Here is a 16,612-nt window from a genome sequence, read left to right on the forward strand (position 1 = left end):
AAGCAATCCAGACTGTTTGCGCGGATGCATTTCTGGATTGCTTCGCTTCGCTCGCAATGACGGGCGGAGGCGGCCATGCCTCTGCAAAACCGCGTCACGCCGACCGGCGACGTCATCGCGACGCCGCATCGCGGGATGTTCACCGGCAACCGCGGCATCATCCATGATCCCGCGACGAAGACGCTGCTGAAGAAGCGCTGGTCGACATCGGCGTGGATCACCTGCCTATGCGAATTCCGGGGATGGCGGCGGCCGGTGATGGCGCGTCGGAGCTGGACCGAGCTGTTCTTCCTCGACGAGGCCACCGCCTTTGCGGCCGGGCACCGGCCCTGCTTCTTTTGCCGCCGCGACGATGCCAAGCGCTTTCGCGCCGCGTGGGAGAAGGGCAATGGTGTGAGCGGCATCAGCGCGAAGGCAATGGATGTCGTTCTGCATCAGGAGCGGCTCGATCGTGGCAGGAAACGGCTGCACGAATTGCCGATGCCGCTCGCGCAATTGCCTGATGGCGCAATGGTGCAGCAGGGTGACGAGAGCTTTCTGGTGACGCAGGGCAAGGCGTTGCGGTGGTCGTTCGCGGGCTACGCCCCGCATGCACCCGCCCTCGATCGTCCGATGTTGCTGACGCCGCCGTCCACGCTGCGTGCGATCATCGCCGGATATCAGCCGGTGCTGCATCCGACGGCGCGCAGCTAGCGCAGCGACTTGCCTTCTTCATCGACGGTCATCCGGGCATCGCGCAGCGCCCATTCGCGGATCACCTGTCGGCAGCGGGTCAGCTCGGCTTCGCTCGCGGCATGCGCATCCGTCGATGCCCGTTCGACCATCGCCTTGCAATTGACGAGCACGGAGCGGTCCTCCGCGCGCGCCGAAGCCGCGGTCGCAACGACTGCCGCGGCGAGGATTGCCGGCCGGATCATCGCCGCTACGAGAGCCTTTCGCGCGCCAGCGCCGCGCCGGCGCCGAGCGCCATCAGCTTGGCTTCGGCGATCTCGCGCCGCATCGGCGCCATGCCGCAATTGGTGGTGGCGATGATGTTGCTCTTGGGAACGAATTTCGACACCGCGTCGATCACCTTGACGACGTCCTCGGCGGTCTCGACCGTATCGCTGGCGACATCGATCACGCCGGCCTGCACGATCTTGGTCTTCAGGAGCGCGAGCAGGTCGAGCGGCACTTTCGAATTGCGGCACTCGATCGCGACCTGCTGGATCGGACTCGCGTCGATCGCGGGGAAGATCTGCTCATACTGCCGCCATTGCGCGCCGAGCGTCTCCTTCCAGTCCGTGTTGGCCTTGATCCCATAGCCGTAGCAGATGTGCACGGCGGTGGCGCAGGTGAGGCCCTGCGCGGCGCGCTCCAGCGCCTTGATGCCCCAGTCGTTGACCTCGTCCATGTAGACGTTGAAGGCGGGCTCGTCGAACTGCACGAGATCGACGCCGTCGGCCTGCAGCGCCTTGGCTTCTTCGTTCAAGAGCTCGGCGAAGGCGAACGCCATCTTGACGCGGTCGCCATAATAGCGGTCGGCAATGGTGTCGATGATGGTCATCGGGCCGGGCAGGGTGAATTTCAGCTTCTTCTTCGTATGCGTGCGCGCGACGCGCGCCTCGAAGGCATGGACGCGGTCCTTCAGCCGGAGCGGCGCGACCACCTGCGGCACCATTGCCTTGTAGCGGTCCTTGCGGATGCCCATCTCGACCTTGTGGGCGAAATCGATGCCCTCGATCTTCTCCAGAAAACCGTGCACGAAATGCTGCCGGGCCTGCTCGCCCTCGGTGACGATGTCGATGCCGGCGTCCTCCTGGATCTTCAGCCAGATCAGCGTCGCGTCACGCTTGGCGCGGGCGAGCTCGTCGCCTTGGGACTTCCAGGGCGCCCAGAGCATGTTGGGCTCGGCGAGCCATTCCGGTTTCGGCAAGGAGCCGGCGATCGTGGTTGGAAACATCATGGCGGCTCTCCCGGCAGGTTCAGTTGCGCCCCTTCCTGCCATGTCCTAACGTCGAGGTACAGAACAACGAAAGTCGCTCTCTATTCCAGCGGCGGCGACAGGGAAGGCGCAAAAGGAAAGGTCAATGGAAAGGTCATGATCGACCTCTATTACGCACCGACGCCGAATGGCTGGAAAATCTCGGTCATGCTGGAGGAACTCGGGCTTCCCTATAAGGTGATCCCCGTGAATATCCGCGCCGGCGAGCAGTTCAGCCCTGAATTTCTGGCGCTCTCCCCGAACAACCGGATCCCCGCGATCGTCGATCATGAGCCGGCCGACGGCGGCGCGCCGTTCTCGGCGTTCGAGACCGGCGCGATCCTGATCTATCTCGCGGAGAAGACCGGTCGTTTCTTGGCCAGCGATTTGCGCGGGCGCTCCACCACCATCCAGTGGGTGATGTGGCAGATGGCGGGCCTGGGGCCGATGCTCGGCCAGCACGGCCATTTCGCGCTTTATGCGGCCGAGAAGATCCCTTACGCGATCGAGCGCTATCGCGACGAGGCGGCGCGGCTCTACGGCGTGCTCGACCGGCAGTTGGCCAAGACCGGCGCCTATGTCGCCGGCGACTATTCCATCGCCGACATCGCCTGTTTTCCCTGGACCATGACCCACAAGGCGCAGGGCTTTACGCTCGACGACTATCCGAGCGTGAAACGCTGGTACGCCGAGGTTCGGGCGCGGCCGCAGGTGCAGGCCGGGCTTGCGATCGGAAAATTCGTGAAAGAGCCGTTCGACGAGGAATCACGCAAGATCATGTTCGGCCAGCGTGCGAAGGAAGTGTTGGGAAAGCGGTAGGCTGTTCGCCACAACCGTCATTGCGAGGAGCCCTTGCGACGAAGCAATCCAGGCTGTTTCCACGGATGCATCTCTGGATTGCTTCGCTTCGCTCGCAATGACGGGTGAGAGAGCGGGACACACGAGACACAAGGAAAACGCCATGATCGAATTCTTCTTCGACTGTTCCAGCCCCTGGACCTATCTCGCCTTCCACAACATCCAGCCGCTGGCCAGGGAGTGCGGTGCCGGGATCGTCTGGCGACCGATCCTGGTCGGCGGCATCTTCAACACCGTCAATCCGAGCGTCTATGCACAGCGCGAGAAGCCGGTGCCGCTGAAGGCGCGCTACATGAAAAAGGACCTCGCCGATTGGGCGCGCTCGGCGGGCCTGTCGATCAAGATGCCGCCGACGGTGTTTCCGGTGAACAGCGTCAAGGCGATGCGCGGCTGCATCTGGTTGGGTGCGGACACGGTGCCGTTCGCGACCGCCGTGTTTGAGACCTATTGGGGCGAGGACAAGGATATCTCGCAGGACGCGGTGCTGGCCGGGATCTGCAGCAAGGTCGGCATCGATGAGCAGAAATTCTTTGCCGGCATCTCCGAGCAGGGCATCAAGGACCAGCTCAAGGCCAACACCGAAGAGGTCGTGGCGCGCGGCGGCTTCGGTTCGCCGACGATTTTTGTCAACAAGACCGACATGTATTTCGGCAATGACCGCTTGCCGCTGATCCGCGAGGCCCTTGAGCGCAACAAGGCGAGCGCGGCCTGATGGTGCGCGCTGTCGTCTGCCGCGCGCTTGGTGCGCCCGAGACCTTGGGGTTGGAGGAGTTTCCGTCGCGCGCCCTGAAGCCGGGCGAGGTCCGCGTCGCGATCCGCGCCGCTGGGCTCAATTTTCCCGACGTGCTGATGGCGGCCGGCGAATATCAGCTCAAGCCCGAGCTGCCGTTCACGCCCGGCATGGAGGCTGCCGGCGACGTGACTGAATTGGGCGCGGAGGCGAGGGGCGTCGCCGTCGGGGACAAAGTCATCGTCAAGATGCGCCATGGCGCGTTTACCGACGAGGCCGTGGTGACGCCGTCGCAACTCACCCCTAAGCCGTCCACCTTCGACTATGCGGAAGCTGCGACCTATCTCGCCGGTCACGGCACGGCCTATCACGCGCTGATCGATCGCGGCCGGGTCGAGCCGGGCGAGGTGCTGCTGGTGCACGGCGCCGGCGGCGGCGTCGGCCTTGCCGCCGTCGAGATCGGCAAGTTGCTGGGCGCGACCGTGATCGCAACGGCCTCCAGCGACGACAAGCTCGCGATCGCGAAATCGCGCGGTGCCGATCATCTCATCCGCTACGATCGCGAGCCGTTTCGCGACGCCGTCAAGCGCATCACCAACGGCCGCGGCGCCGACGTCGTGTTCGACCCAGTGGGCGGCGAGGTGTTCGAGAACTCGATGCGCTGCATCGCCTGGGGCGCGCGCCTCTTGGTGATCGGCTTCACCGGCGGCATCGGCTCGGCGAAGACCAACCTGCTGCTGATCAAGGGCGCCAGCGTTCTCGGCGTGCGCGCCGGCGAGGCGGCACGGAAAAACCCCGCGCTCGGCGAAGTGCGCCTGAAGGCGCTCTTGCGGTGGGCGGAGGAGGGCAAGCTGCGCCCGAACGTCTCGCACCGACTGCCGCTAGCGGAGTTTGCGAAGGCGATGCGGCTATTGATCGATCGCAAGGCGATCGGACGCGTGGCGCTGGTGATGGAGTGACCTCCACCACAGTCATTCCGGGGCGCCCAAAGGGCGAACTCTGGTGCGCAATTGCGCACCAAAGAATCTCGAGATCCTCAGGTGCGAAAGTGCGCACCATAGTTCGATGCTTCGCATCGCCCCGGGATGACGCTTCGCGTCACTTGTACTCCCGCTCCGTCCACCACGGGAAATAGTCCGGCATGTCCGTCGACACCTTGTTCTTGAACTGCGCGGGACGCTTCTCCAGGAACGACACCACGCCTTCCTTGACGTCGTCCGAGCGGCCGCGGGCGTAGATGCCGCGGCTATCGACCTTGTGCGCTTCCATGGGATCGTCGGCGCCCATCATGCGCCACATCATCTGGCGGATCAGCGCCACCGACACCGGCGCGGTCTTGGCCGCGAACTCTTTTGCCAATTCGCGAGCGGTCGGCAAGAGATCGTCGGGCGGGACGACCTTGCTGACGAGGCGGCCGGCGAGCGCTTCCTGCGCCGGGAAGACGCGGCCCGAATAGCACCATTCCAGCGCCTGCGAGATGCCGACGATGCGCGGCAGGAACCAGCTCGAGGCGGCCTCCGGCACGATGCCGCGCTGGGAGAACACGAAGCCGAAGCGCGCGGCCTCCGAGGCAATGCGGATGTCCATCGCGAGCTGCATGGTGACGCCGATGCCGACCGCAGGGCCGTTCACCGCCGCGATCACGGGCTTGAGGCACTTGAAGATGCGCAAGGTCACCTGGCCGCCGCCGTCGCGCACCTGCGGATCGCTGTAATCGACCTTGCCGTCGGCGAAGCGCTTCACCGGCCCGCGCCGCGCGTCGCGGTCGAAGGTATCGGCGCCGGAGGAGAGATCGGCGCCCGCGCAAAAGCCGCGGCCGGCGCCGGTGACGATGATGGCGCGGACATTGTCGTCCTTGTCGGCGGCGTCGAACGCGTCGATCAGCTCTGCTTGCATCTGCGCGTTGAAGGCGTTGAGCTTGTCGGGCCGGTTCAGCGTGATGGTGAGGATCTGCTCTGAGACCTCATATTTGATCGTCTCATACGCCATGGTGGTTTCCTTCCCTGTCATTCTTGAATCAATTCTGTCATTGCCGGGCTCGACCCGGCAATCCATCTTTTTTGAAGAGGATGGATGCGCGGGTCGAGCCCGCGCATGACGATTTGTGCTGAGACGCTGGATGCGTGCTCAACGAGCCGGTGGCTTCGGCCAGGGTTTCTGTGCGCCGCGCAGGCCTTCGAACGCCTTGGCCATGCCGAGCACGCCGATGTCGTCGAAGCGGCGGCCGACGATCTGCACGCCGATTGGAAAACCCTTGGCGTCGAAGCCGCCATTGACGGAGACGGCCGGATTCTCCGACATATTCCACGGCACGGTATAGGCGATGTGCTCGAACGGCTTCATGGGATCGTTGGTCGGTGAGGCCCACTCCGCCGGATAGTTCACGTTCGGCGCGGTCGGCGAGATCACATAGTCAAGCTCGCAGAACAGCTTTGACGCCGCGGCGCGGATCGCCATGGTCTGGTTGAAGCCGCGGATGACATCCACACCCGAGAGCTTCGCACCGGACTCGCCCCATTTGAAGATGTAGGGCAGCACCTTGGCCTGCTCGCCCGGCGTCAGCTTCGACAGATCGTCCCACATCCGCGCGCGCCAGAAATTGTCGAGGCCGTCGAGCATCTCGCGGGTGAGGATGCCGTCGACTTCCGTCACGACTGCACCCGCGGATTCAAATGCCTTCGCGGCCCTCACCGCGACCTCGCGCACCGGCTTCTCCAGCGCCAGGCCGCAGCCGGGATCGAGCATCAGGCCGATGCGCAGCTTTCGCGGCGACTTCTCCAGTCCCTTCCAGTTCAGCGGCTCGGCCGGCAGGCTCATGCCGTCGCGTCGGTCGGGCTTTGCGATCGCGCTCATCATCAGTGCGCAATCATCGACGGTGCGGGTCATGGGGCCGGCGACGCGGCCGACATAGGTGGGATCGATCGGCACGCGGCCGAAGCTCGGCTTCAGGCCGACGAGTCCGCACCAGCCGGCGGGCAGGCGAACCGAGCCGCCGATATCGGTGCCGAGATGCAGGGGACCATAGCCGGCCGCGGCAGCGGCGCCCGCGCCGGCGCTGGAGCCGCCGGGGTTCTTGCTGAGGTCCCAGGGATTGCGCGCCAGCGCATGGAAGCTGGAGAGACCCGAGGACAGCATGCCGTAATCGGGCATGGTGGTTTTCGCGAAGATGATCGCGCCGGCTTCGCGCAGCCGCGCGGCGGGCGGGGCATCCTTCTCTGCCGGCACCAGCTTGACGCTGGCCGCGCCCAGCGGCACCGGCACGCCCTTGGTCGCGATGTTGTCCTTCACCGTCACAGGCACGCCGTCGAGCGCGCCGGACGGCTCGCCGCCGGTCCAGCGCGCGGTCGAGGCCTTTGCGGCCTCGCGCGCGCTTTCGGGATCGAATGCATAGAGCGCCTTGAGGTGCGGCTCCCACGCAGCGACATGCGCGAGCACGTCCTCCAGCACCTCGCTCGGCGAGAATTGCTTGGCGCGATAGCCCGCGATCAGGTCGACCGCGGAAAGATCGTGCAGCGAGGTGACCGCCTCCTCGGCGCTCTTTTTATGCATTGCTAGCCTACCGGCATGCGCGTTTCGATGATGCGGGCGAACATGCTGGCGCCGATCGGCAGGATCTTGTCGTCGAGCACGAAGCCGGGATTGTGCACGGGCACCGAGCCGTCGTGGCCGACCCAGAAATAGGCGCCGGGAATGGTCTCCAACATGTCGGCAAAATCCTCGCTGCCCATCTTCGGCTGGGTGCGCGTGATCACCTTGGCGGGGTCGACGACGGTGCGCGCGACGTCCTCGACCACCTTCGACTGCTCGACCTGGTTGACAAGCACGTTGAAGGTATCGCGGATGTCGACGTCGATGACGCATTGGTAGGCGTTTGCGATGCCGGCGCAGATGGTTCGGATGCGTTCGCTCACCAGGGTGCGGACTTCCTTCGAGAAGGTACGGATGGTGCCGCAAAGATGCGCGTCGCCGGGAATGACGTTGTAGGCGGAGCCCGCATGGATCTGGGTGATCGACACCACCGCGGCCTGCAACGGCTCGACGTTGCGGCTGACGATGGTCTGGATCGCCTGCGCCAGCGTGGTTGCGATGATCACCGCGTCCTTGGAACGCTCGGGCATCGCGCCATGCGCGCCATAGCCGGTGATGCGCAGGTCGAAGAAATCGGCGCTGGCCATCGCCGGGCCGGGCAGGATCGCGATCTCGCCGTGGTTGAGGTCGGGCGCGTTGTGCAGGCCGTAGAGCTCGTCACACGGAAACTTCTCGAACAGACCGTCCTTGATCATGGCGCGGGCGCCGCCGAGGCCTTCCTCGGCCGGCTGGAAGATCAGATGCACGGTGCCGTCGAAGTTCCGGGTTTCGGCGAGATAGCGCGCGGTGCCGAGCAGCATGGTGGTGTGGCCGTCGTGGCCGCAGCCGTGGAAGCGGCCGGGGATCTTCGAGCTCCATTTCAGGTTGGTGTTCTCTTCCATCGGCAGTGCGTCCATGTCGGCGCGGAGGCCAATGCGCTTGCTGCCCGAGCCCTTGCCCTTGATGACGCCGATCACGCCGGTGCCGCCGAGGCCGCGATGCACCTCGATGCCCCAGCCCTTCAGCTTGTCGGCGACGATGCCGGAAGTGCGCACTTCCTCGAAGCCGATCTCGGGATGGGCGTGGAGGTCGCGCCTGATAGCGGTGAGTTCGTCGGCATAGCCGTCGATGCGGTCGATCGTGGGCATGTGTCCTGTCCGGTTAGCGTGAGGGAGGATTGAAAACGGGGCCGTTCGGCTTGATGCGGATGCCCGGGCGCAGACGCGTCCAGGGCAGCGAGGCGGTATCGGCCGGCATCGCGCCCGGCGCGGCGCAGATCATCAGCTTTTCCGCAATCGGTTCGAAATCGGCGCGGAAATGCACCGAGCTCTTGTTGACCAGGATCTTCTCCTGCGTCGGCTCGATGCCGACATAGCGGTACATCGCCTGGTCAGCGAGCTGGGCCTTGTGCGAGGAGACGACGACCCGGACGTTGCCGATGCGCAAGGCTGCGGAGGGGCCCATCTCCATCTCGCGGCCGCCGTAATAGGGGCCGGGTGCGATGAAGCGGCCGTCGGAGAGCTTTTCGACGACGAAGGTCTCGCGATAGGGCTCATCGCCGGGAATACCGGACTTGCCGCCGAGCGATAGCGTCACGGTGGCGCCGACGCCGGCCGCATGCGCGGCCTTCGCCGACTCCGGATCATAGATGGCACCGGTCGCAGCGCTGGCCTTGTTGCGCACCAGCGCGCGCAGCATGCCGGTGGTGTCGGAATCGCCGCCGGCGCCGGGATTGTCCTGGGTGTCGGCGATGATGATCGGCTTGCTGGCGCCCTTCGAAAGTTCCATGGCGTGGCGGACGCCGTCGTCGGGCGTCCAGATCTTGCCGTCGAAATCGTCCTCGTGGCTTTCGATCAGCTTGACGATGGCGTCGGCCGCACGGTCGGCATCTTCCTGCGTCTTGCCATAGGCGAACACGCTCGGCCCGCAATCGCGGAAATCGGCGGCAGGGAAGCCGGGCGCGAAAGAAAGGGTTGGAACCGCGTCGCTCTCCCACGCGGCGAGCTCTTCGTAGATACCTTTGGTCGGAAAGTCATTGGTGCATTGCCAGCTGATCGCGATCAGGAAAGGCAATTGCCGGAACGACTTTGCGAAACGCTGCTTCGTCTTCAGCAGCAGCGCGAGATGCTTTGCGCAGGCGCGGCCTGTGTCAGCCATGTCGACATGCGGATAGGTGCGGTAGGCGATCAGCGCATCCGCATGTTCCATCATTGCGGGCGTGACATTAGCGTGCAGGTCGAGGCTTGCGACCAGCGGGACATTCTTGCCGATGACGCGGCGCACACGCGCCAGGATCTCGCCTTCACCATCGTCGAGATGCTCCGTGACCATCGCGCCGTGCAAATCGAGATAGACCGCATCGATCGGGCCCGCGGCCGCGATGCCGTCGACCATCACCTTCACGATGCGCTCGAAGGCGTCCTTGGTGACATGTGCCGACGGGCTCGCCCCGCAGGCGATGGTCGGAATGAGTTCCCAGCCGTTCGCCTCCGCGCTGTCGACGAAACCGGCAAGGCCGACATTGATGCGGCGCATCACCTTCAGGACGTCGGCACCTTCAGTCATCGCCGGCCAGCCGCCGCCATGCTGGAAGTCCGCGAACGTCGCCTTTGTCGGCGCGAAGGTGTTGGTCTCGTGCAGGAAGCCGCCGACCGCGATACGTGTCATTCAATCCAGTCCCGGGCAAAGAATGCCGCGACGTTACCCGCCTTTGCGGCAAGCGCAAGCAAGGCAGACAATCGCGCCACGCATGGCCTCAAGCTGTTTTGGGAATGCTTGCGGCGCTCACCGTCATTGCGAGCGAAGCGAAGCAATCCAGAATCTTTCCGCGGCGGCAGTCTGGATTGCTTCGCTTCGCTCGCAATGACGGAATATGCGGATCAAGCCGTAGCCGCCACACCCTCCGCTACCGGCCGGAAGTTCGCAAAATCCCAGTTGCGTCCCGGCGCCGCATCCAGCAGTGCCTTGGTGTAGGCCTCCTGCGGATGCGTCAGCACTTCGGCGGCGGGGCCCTGTTCGACGACGCGGCCGTGCTGCATCACCACGACCTCGTCGCAGATCTGGGCGGCGACGCGCAAATCGTGGGTGATGAACAGGATGGCGATGCCGAGCCTCTTCTGGATCTCGTCGAGCAGTTCCAGCACCTGGGCCTGCACCGAGACGTCGAGCGCGGAGACCGCTTCGTCCGCGACCAGCACGTCCGGATCGAGCGCAAGCGCGCGCGCGATCGCGATGCGCTGGCGCTGGCCGCCGGAGAACTGGTGCGGATAGCGCGAGACCGCATCGGCCGGCAGGCCGACGAGCTCGAGCAGCTCGCGGGCGCGCTTCATCGCGTCGGCATGCGAGACGCCGTAGTTGATCGGCCCTTCCGCGATGCTCTCGCCGACGCTGACGCGCGGATTGAGCGAGCGGTAGGGATCTTGGAACACGATCTGGATCTTCTGCCGGTGCGGCTGCAGCAGGCGGCGGGAGATGTCGGAGATCTCGCGGCCCGCAAGGCGCACGCCGCCGGAGGTCGGGTCGATCAGGCGGACGATACAGCGCGCCACCGTCGACTTGCCCGAGCCGCTTTCGCCGACGATGCCGAGCGTGCGGCCCTTGCGCAGCGTCAGCGTGACCTTGTCGGCGGCGACGACCTCGCGGCCTTTGCCGAACAACGCGCGTTCCTTGTAGACCTTGCTGAGCTCGTTGGCCTCCAGCACGATAGGTTCGCGGCTCTCCTCGCGCGGCGGCCGCGGCACCAGGCTCGGCACCGATGCGAGCAGGTTGCGGGTATACTCCATGGTCGGATTGCGCAGCACGGTCTCGAGCGGACCGGTCTCGACGAGGCGGCCCTGCCGCATCACCGCGACACGGTCGGCGATCTCGGCCACCACGCCCATGTCATGGGTGATGAACAGCACGGCGGTGCCGTGATCGCGCTGGAGGTCGCGGATCAGGGTCAGGATCTGCTTCTGCGTGGTGACGTCGAGTGCGGTGGTCGGCTCGTCCGCGATCAGCAGCTTCGGCTCCAGCACCAAGGCCATCGCGATCATGATGCGCTGGCGCTGGCCGCCGGAAAGGCGGTGCGGGTAGGAGGCGAAGATGCGCTCGACCTGGGGCAGGCGAACCTGCTCCATCATGTCGAGGATGCGCTTCTTGCGCGCCTTCGCGTCGAGCTTGGTATGGGCGCGCAGCACCTCGTCGATCTGGCGGCCGACCGGCACCACCGGATTGAGGGCGGTCATCGGCTCCTGGAAGATCATAGCCATCTGCGTCGCGCGGAGCTGGCGCAGGCGGCGATCGGTGGCGGTGAGCAGCTCTTCGCCGACCAGCTTGACGCTGCCGGAGGTCGGCACCAGCGTGCCCTTCGGCAGCAGGCCCATCGTGGTGAGCGAGGTCACCGACTTGCCCGAGCCGCTTTCGCCGACGAGGCACAGCGTCTCGCGCTCGCGCACCTGGATCGAGATGCCGTCGATGATCTTGGCACCGCCCGGCTTCTTGCCGACGGAGACGACGAGGTTGTTGATGTCGAGAACGGGGTTGGTCATCAGGTCACTCCGTCGTCATTGCGAGGAGCGAAGCGACGAAGCAATCCAGAATCTTTCCGCGGAGGCAGACTGGATTGCTTCGCTTCGCTCGCAATGACGGAACAAGGGGATGGGCCGGCGAAACAATCACTTCCCCTCCCGCTGCTTCATGCGGGGATCGAGGGCGTCACGGGCGGCATCGCCGATCAGGTTGATGCTGAGGATGGCGATCGAGAGCAGAAGGCCCGGCCAGAAGATCAGCGAGGGCTTGATCTGGAAGTACTGGCGGCCCTCGGCCATGATGTTGCCCCAGGTCGGCGTCTCCGGCGAGATGCCGGCGCCGAGGAAGGACAGGATCGCCTCGGTGAGAATTGCGGAGGCGCAGACATAGGTGCCCTGGACGATCAGCGGCGCGATCGTGTTCGGCATCAGGTGACGCCACATGATCTTCGGCAGGCTGGAACCGACCGAGATCGCGGCCTCGACGTAGGGCTCCTCGCGCGCCGACAGCACGACCGAGCGGACCAGGCGCGCCACGCGCGGAATCTCGGGGATGGTGATCGCGATCAGCACGGTCCAGATGCTGGCGCCGGAGAGCGAGACCACCGCGATCGCGAGCAGGATGCTCGGCATCGCCATCAGGCCGTCCATGATGCGCATCATCACGGAATCGACCAGCTTGAAGAAGCCGGAGACGAGGCCGATCGAAAGCCCGATGACGATCGACAGGATCGCCGAGCCGATGCCGATCAGCAGCGAGATGCGACCGCCATAGACCACGCGCGACAACAGGTCGCGTCCGTATGCGTCGGTGCCGAGCAGGAATTGCGCCGAGGCCGGCTTGAGCCGCTGTGACGGTGCGAGCTGGATCGGATCATGCGGCGCGATCAGCGGCGCGAGGATCGAGATCACCACGATCAGGGCGAGCAGGAACGTCGCGGTCGCGATGATCGGCGTCGAGGTGAGGAAGCCGAAGCGCGGCCGCAGCGGCGACGTGATCGGAATGGACGACTGGGGAAGGGTATCGACCGACATTTTGTTCTTGTCCTTGCCTCAGTACCGGATCCGGGGATCGAGCAGGGTGTAGGCGACGTCGATGAGAAGGTTGACGACGACATAGATCAGCGACGTCAGCAGGATCATGGCCTGGATCACCGGATAGTCGCGCGCCAGCACCGCATCGACAGTGAGGCGTCCGATGCCGGGGATGTTGAACACGCTCTCGGTGACGACGACGCCGGAGATCAGCAGCGCAAAGCCGGTGCCGATCACGGTGATCACGGGCACGGCGGCATTGCGCAGGGCATGCCGCATCATCACGGCGACCTCGTTGATGCCTTTCGCACGCGCCGTTCGCACGTAATCTTCACCGAGCACGTCGAGCATCGCCGCGCGCGTCATGCGCGCGATCAGCGCGATGTAGATGAAGGACAGCGCGCAGGTCGGCAAGATCATGCGCTCGAAGAACGGGCCGAAGCCGTTAAAGATGCTGCGGAAGCCCTGCACAGGCACCAAGCGCAAATCGATCGCGAAGACCTCGATCAGGACATAGCCGACCACGAACACCGGAACCGAGAAGCCCAGGACCGACAGGCCCATCACGAAACGGTCGATCCAGGTGCCGTGCTTCCACGCGGCGATCACGCCCAGCGGCACTGCGACGATGACGGCGAGGATGATGGTGCACAGCGCGATCGAGATCGACGGCTCGACGCGCTGGCCGATCATCTTCATCACCGGCAGGTTGGAGATCAGCGACGTTCCGAGATCGCCGTGCAGCAGCTTGTTCACCCAGGTGATGAACTGCACGATCAGCGGCTCGTTGAGGCCGAGCGATTCCCGGATGCGCTCGAGCCGTTCCGGTGTCGCATTGTCGCCGGCGAGGATCGCGGCGGGATCGCCCGGCGTCAGGCGCAACAGCAGGAACACGAACAGCGCGACGACGCCCATCACGGGCACCGCGGCCAGAACGCGGCGAATGAGATAACCTAGCATGCACCTATCTCCGGCTGCGGAACTTGTGGGGCCCTGGAGCGCCCGTGGATTCGAACGAGTCTATCATGCGCGCCTGTCACTCGGGCTGGGAAGGCCGGCCGGAGATGCCGGTCTTTCGGGGCAAATTGTGTGCCAAGGGCAGGGCGGTCGCAAGGGGCCGCGCCGCATCAGATCGGAACCACTCAAGATGCATGGCGATACTCACGCTCAACCCCAAGTGACGGCACCGCCGCCGGCGCGTTGATCCCGCGCCAGCCGTCGATGGTCTCGGCGATCATCTGCGCCGTTGCCGCCGACAGGGTCCAGCCGAGATGGCCGTGGCCGGTGTTGAAGAACACGCCCGGTGTCCGCCCCGCGCGCACCACCGGCATCATGTTCGGCATCATCGGGCGCAGCCCGGCCCAGGGCACGACGCGCGAGGTTTCGATGTCGGGGAAGTTGCTGCGCACCCAGTCGACCAGCGGCTGCACGCGGTCGGCGCGAATGTCGCGGTTGAAGTCGTTGAACTCGGCCGTTCCGGCCACGCGAAAACGATCGGCGCCGAGCCGGCTGGTGACGATCTTGGCGGCTTCGTCGAGCAGGCTCACGGTCGGCGCCGCGGCGCGGCTTTCGGCAGTGTCGAGCTGCACGGTGATCGAGTAGCCCTTCACCGGATAGACGTTGATGCGATCGTCGAGGAGGGCGGCGAAGTGGCGGCTGGCGACGCCGGCGCAGACCACGATTCCGTCCGCCTTCAGCATGCCGCGCGTGGTTGCTGCGGCATCCCTTGCGGCAAGTTCGGCCCAGCCGAGCACGAAGCCGCTGCCGGCGCGCGCGATTGAATCGATATCGGCTTCGTGGACGAAGGTCGCGCCGCGCCGCTTGCAGGCGTCCGCCAGTCCGCGGGTGAACTTGTGGATATCGCCGGTCGCATCCGACGGCGTGTAGAAGCCGCCATAATACGCCTTGCGCAGCGTCGGCTCGATCGCGTGGATTTCCTCCGGCGTCACCGGACGGCGATCGAGGCCGCCCTCCTGCAACAGCGCGTTGACGCGCAGGCCGGATTCGAAACCTTCCTTGTCGTGATAGATGTGGAGGATGCCGCGGCGTTCGAGATCGAAGTCGATGCCTTCGCGCGCCGCGATCTCGAACAGATGCTTGCGGGCTTCGATCGCAAGCCGTGTGGTCTCGATGGTGTTGGCCCGGTAGTTGCCGATGTTGGCGACGAACTCGCTCATCCACGAATATTTGTGCCAGTTCGGCCGCGGGTTCATCAGCAGCGGCGCATCGCGCCGGAACATCCAGCGCAGGCCTTTCAGGATCGTTGCGGTAGAGTTCCACACTTCGGCATTGCTGGCGGAAAGCTGTCCGCCGTTGGCGAACGACGTCTCCATCGCGGCATAGCGGTGCTTGTCGAGCACCGTCACCTCAAAGCCGCGTTCGAGCAGGGCATAGGCAGTCGTCACGCCGGTGATGCCGGCGCCGATGATGGCGATATGAGTCATGGCAGGTCTCGGGGCTCCCGTGAGTTAGGATAGGCGAACCACCGGCCGAAGGCCGTTGGCGCCCCATCTGTCACGGTTACCTGAGAGCTTGATCCGCTGCGGCTCCTGCAACGGACGATCCCCTTCGGTGGACGTCGCGATTGCCTAAAATCGCGCCGCCTCTCTCCAGATTGTCCTGACGATACAGTCCTTTTGCCTGAGAGTTTCCGGGGCGGTTGCTCCGTCGGCGCCGCGACGAAAGCTGAAAACCTTCGTTGCGATCTCTCCCGCATCGTCGCGTGGACAATCGACCAGTACGATACGCCTCATTTTTAGACAAGGCTAAATTTAGACCGCGACTGCCAACGCATTGTGCAGTGCGAAGTTGTTGCAGTCATTCCAGCGTCGCCAGCAACCCCGCCATCAAACGCCCACGTTCGACGAGGCTGTCGACCTCGATGAACTCTTCCAGCGTATGGCCGTTGCCGCCGCGCACGCCGAGGCCGTCGAGCGTGGGGATTCCCATCGCACCGGTGAAATTGCCATCGGAGCCGCCGCCGGAGCTCGCGTGCGGCAATTCCGCGCCGAGCGATTTGGCGATACCGCGTGCCTTCTCATACAGCGCCATGGTGCCGGCATCCGGTTCCCAGACCGGCCGTGTCACGCCGCGCGTGACCTTGAAGGCGACGTCGTTGCTGGTGCCTGAGAGTGCCAGCATCCGCTCGACGCCGCGGTCGAGATCGGCCTGCCGCTTGGCCATCGACAGCGCCTCTCCGGTCGCGGTCGTGGCAACGCAATTGACCCATTGTCCTCCATGCACGACGCCGACCGAGAAAGTGCAGTCCTCCGTCGTCATCGCGTCGATGGCGAGGATCTGCCGCGCCATTTCGCGGATCGCCGAACGTCCCGCCGACAGCGTCGCGCCGGCGTGGCTCGGCCGTCCCGTCGCCTCGAGATTGAAACGCGCAATGGCGTAACGTCCGGTGGTGACGCCGTTGTCGGGGCGGCCCGGCTCGGGCACCAGCACGTATTTGTTGCGCGCGGCTTCCGCCTCGATGATGTCGCGCGTGGAAGGCGTGCCGACTTCCTCGTCGGGTGTGAACAGGACGGTGATCGGCAGCGGTGTCGTGAACGAGGCGCGCGCCAGCTGCCGGATCGCTTCCAGCGATAGATAATTGCCGCCTTTCATGTCGTAGATGCCTGGGCCGTAGCACTTGTTGCCCTCGCGCCGCCATTTCAGCTTCTCGATGGTGCCGACCGGGTGGACGGTATCCATATGGCCGGCGATCAGGATTCCCGGCTCGCCCTGCTTCGGATGCGGAAAGCGCGCGCGGATCACGCCGCCAAAACCCTGACGGCCGGCGATGCGCTCGATCGTCGCACCCATGATTGCCATGTCCCGCGCCGCGATATCGAGCATGCGGTTCACCGCGCCCGCGTCCCAGGTCGGGCTTTCGCATTCCACCCAGGAACGCAGGCCCTCGAGCATGGCCTCGGAATCGAAGGGAAGATTGGCTGGATTCATCTT

General features: G+C 65.1%; 15 protein-coding genes and 2 riboswitches. Of the genes, 4 read left to right on the top strand and 11 right to left on the bottom strand.

The genetic code is table 11. From position 1 onward, the window contains the following. Window positions 1–75: 75 nt before the first annotated feature. Window positions 76–693, top strand: coding sequence for a hypothetical protein (locus A5906_RS05580; RefSeq protein WP_080134271.1), 618 nt, complete (start codon window positions 76–78; stop codon window positions 691–693). On the opposite strand, the gene A5906_RS05585 is transcribed toward A5906_RS05580, so the two are convergent. Both A5906_RS05585 and A5906_RS05590 read right to left on the bottom strand, forming a co-directional pair. After that, window positions 690–917 carry a hypothetical protein gene (locus A5906_RS05585; protein ID WP_080134272.1) on the bottom strand — a complete coding sequence of 76 codons (228 nt, stop codon included), beginning with the start codon at window positions 915–917 and terminating at the stop codon, window positions 690–692. The genes A5906_RS05580 and A5906_RS05585 overlap by 4 nt on opposite strands. Before the next feature lie 5 nt (window positions 918–922). Continuing rightward, the gene (locus A5906_RS05590) at window positions 923–1,945 is read right to left on the bottom strand and encodes a methionine synthase (protein ID WP_080134273.1); all 1,023 of its coding nucleotides are present in this window, start codon (window positions 1,943–1,945) and stop codon (window positions 923–925) included. Window positions 1,946–2,080: 135 nt separating this feature from the next. On the opposite strand from A5906_RS05590, the gene A5906_RS05595 reads away from it, so the two are divergent. The 3 genes from A5906_RS05595 (at window position 2,081) to A5906_RS05605 (ending at window position 4,510) form a co-directional block, all read left to right on the top strand. Next, on the top strand, window positions 2,081–2,782 hold the full coding sequence (locus A5906_RS05595) for a glutathione S-transferase N-terminal domain-containing protein (protein WP_080134274.1): 702 nt from the start codon (window positions 2,081–2,083) through the stop codon (window positions 2,780–2,782). A 142-nt stretch (window positions 2,783–2,924) separates the two neighbouring features. After that, window positions 2,925–3,533 carry a 2-hydroxychromene-2-carboxylate isomerase gene (locus A5906_RS05600; RefSeq protein WP_080134275.1) on the top strand — a complete coding sequence of 203 codons (609 nt, stop codon included), beginning with the start codon at window positions 2,925–2,927 and terminating at the stop codon, window positions 3,531–3,533. Beyond that, on the top strand, window positions 3,533–4,510 hold the full coding sequence (locus A5906_RS05605) for an NADPH:quinone oxidoreductase family protein (protein WP_080134276.1): 978 nt from the start codon (window positions 3,533–3,535) through the stop codon (window positions 4,508–4,510). The genes A5906_RS05600 and A5906_RS05605 overlap by 1 nt, the downstream gene beginning before the upstream one ends. Before the next feature lie 139 nt (window positions 4,511–4,649). On the opposite strand, the gene A5906_RS05610 is transcribed toward A5906_RS05605, so the two are convergent. From A5906_RS05610 to A5906_RS05650, 9 genes are all read right to left on the bottom strand, one after another. Then, window positions 4,650–5,540, bottom strand: coding sequence for a crotonase/enoyl-CoA hydratase family protein (locus A5906_RS05610; RefSeq protein ID WP_080134277.1), 891 nt, complete (start codon window positions 5,538–5,540; stop codon window positions 4,650–4,652). 138 nt (window positions 5,541–5,678) lie between these two features. After that, window positions 5,679–7,100 carry an amidase gene (locus A5906_RS05615; protein WP_080134278.1) on the bottom strand — a complete coding sequence of 474 codons (1,422 nt, stop codon included), beginning with the start codon at window positions 7,098–7,100 and terminating at the stop codon, window positions 5,679–5,681. A gap of 2 nt (window positions 7,101–7,102) precedes the next feature. Then, on the bottom strand, window positions 7,103–8,266 hold the full coding sequence (locus A5906_RS05620) for a M20 aminoacylase family protein (RefSeq protein ID WP_080134279.1): 1,164 nt from the start codon (window positions 8,264–8,266) through the stop codon (window positions 7,103–7,105). A 13-nt stretch (window positions 8,267–8,279) separates the two neighbouring features. After that, window positions 8,280–9,785 (bottom strand): M81 family metallopeptidase, encoded by a 1,506-nt coding sequence (locus A5906_RS05625; protein ID WP_080134280.1) that lies wholly within the window; start codon window positions 9,783–9,785, stop codon window positions 8,280–8,282. A gap of 212 nt (window positions 9,786–9,997) precedes the next feature. After that, window positions 9,998–11,647, bottom strand: a complete 1,650-nt coding sequence (locus A5906_RS05630; protein ID WP_080134281.1) for an ABC transporter ATP-binding protein — start codon at window positions 11,645–11,647, stop codon at window positions 9,998–10,000. A 126-nt stretch (window positions 11,648–11,773) separates the two neighbouring features. Further along, on the bottom strand, window positions 11,774–12,661 hold the full coding sequence (locus A5906_RS05635) for an ABC transporter permease (protein ID WP_018647026.1): 888 nt from the start codon (window positions 12,659–12,661) through the stop codon (window positions 11,774–11,776). A gap of 18 nt (window positions 12,662–12,679) precedes the next feature. Then, window positions 12,680–13,621, bottom strand: a complete 942-nt coding sequence (locus A5906_RS05640) for an ABC transporter permease (RefSeq protein ID WP_018647027.1) — start codon at window positions 13,619–13,621, stop codon at window positions 12,680–12,682. A 182-nt stretch (window positions 13,622–13,803) separates the two neighbouring features. Continuing rightward, on the bottom strand, window positions 13,804–15,105 hold the full coding sequence (locus A5906_RS05645) for a D-amino acid dehydrogenase (RefSeq protein WP_080134282.1): 1,302 nt from the start codon (window positions 15,103–15,105) through the stop codon (window positions 13,804–13,806). Between the two features lie 63 nt (window positions 15,106–15,168). Further along, a riboswitch (glycine riboswitch) is annotated at window positions 15,169–15,278 on the bottom strand. A 1-nt stretch (window position 15,279) separates the two neighbouring features. Then, window positions 15,280–15,384: riboswitch (glycine riboswitch) on the bottom strand. A gap of 94 nt (window positions 15,385–15,478) precedes the next feature. After that, window positions 15,479–16,609 carry a M20/M25/M40 family metallo-hydrolase gene (locus A5906_RS05650; RefSeq protein WP_080134283.1) on the bottom strand — a complete coding sequence of 377 codons (1,131 nt, stop codon included), beginning with the start codon at window positions 16,607–16,609 and terminating at the stop codon, window positions 15,479–15,481. Between the last annotated feature and the right edge of the window lie 3 nt (window positions 16,610–16,612).

Origin of the sequence: Bradyrhizobium sacchari (genome assembly GCF_002068095.1) — a bacterium.
Lineage (GTDB): Bacteria > Pseudomonadota > Alphaproteobacteria > Rhizobiales > Xanthobacteraceae > Bradyrhizobium > Bradyrhizobium sacchari.

What these genes read in the sequence shown, in the direction of transcription:
- A5906_RS05580 (WP_080134271.1), top strand. Translation starts at nt 76, where the DNA reads ATGCCTCTGCAAAACCGCGTCACGCCGACCGGCGACGTCATCGCGACG.
- A5906_RS05585 (WP_080134272.1), bottom strand. Translation starts at nt 917, where the DNA reads ATGATCCGGCCGGCAATCCTCGCCGCGGCAGTCGTTGCGACCGCGGCT.
- A5906_RS05590 (WP_080134273.1), bottom strand. Translation starts at nt 1,945, where the DNA reads ATGATGTTTCCAACCACGATCGCCGGCTCCTTGCCGAAACCGGAATGG.
- A5906_RS05595 (WP_080134274.1), top strand. Translation starts at nt 2,081, where the DNA reads ATGATCGACCTCTATTACGCACCGACGCCGAATGGCTGGAAAATCTCG.
- A5906_RS05600 (WP_080134275.1), top strand. Translation starts at nt 2,925, where the DNA reads ATGATCGAATTCTTCTTCGACTGTTCCAGCCCCTGGACCTATCTCGCC.
- A5906_RS05605 (WP_080134276.1), top strand. Translation starts at nt 3,533, where the DNA reads ATGGTGCGCGCTGTCGTCTGCCGCGCGCTTGGTGCGCCCGAGACCTTG.
- A5906_RS05610 (WP_080134277.1), bottom strand. Translation starts at nt 5,540, where the DNA reads ATGGCGTATGAGACGATCAAATATGAGGTCTCAGAGCAGATCCTCACC.
- A5906_RS05615 (WP_080134278.1), bottom strand. Translation starts at nt 7,100, where the DNA reads ATGCATAAAAAGAGCGCCGAGGAGGCGGTCACCTCGCTGCACGATCTT.
- A5906_RS05620 (WP_080134279.1), bottom strand. Translation starts at nt 8,266, where the DNA reads ATGCCCACGATCGACCGCATCGACGGCTATGCCGACGAACTCACCGCT.
- A5906_RS05625 (WP_080134280.1), bottom strand. Translation starts at nt 9,785, where the DNA reads ATGACACGTATCGCGGTCGGCGGCTTCCTGCACGAGACCAACACCTTC.
- A5906_RS05630 (WP_080134281.1), bottom strand. Translation starts at nt 11,647, where the DNA reads ATGACCAACCCCGTTCTCGACATCAACAACCTCGTCGTCTCCGTCGGC.
- A5906_RS05635 (WP_018647026.1), bottom strand. Translation starts at nt 12,661, where the DNA reads ATGTCGGTCGATACCCTTCCCCAGTCGTCCATTCCGATCACGTCGCCG.
- A5906_RS05640 (WP_018647027.1), bottom strand. Translation starts at nt 13,621, where the DNA reads ATGCTAGGTTATCTCATTCGCCGCGTTCTGGCCGCGGTGCCCGTGATG.
- A5906_RS05645 (WP_080134282.1), bottom strand. Translation starts at nt 15,105, where the DNA reads ATGACTCATATCGCCATCATCGGCGCCGGCATCACCGGCGTGACGACT.
- A5906_RS05650 (WP_080134283.1), bottom strand. Translation starts at nt 16,609, where the DNA reads ATGAATCCAGCCAATCTTCCCTTCGATTCCGAGGCCATGCTCGAGGGC.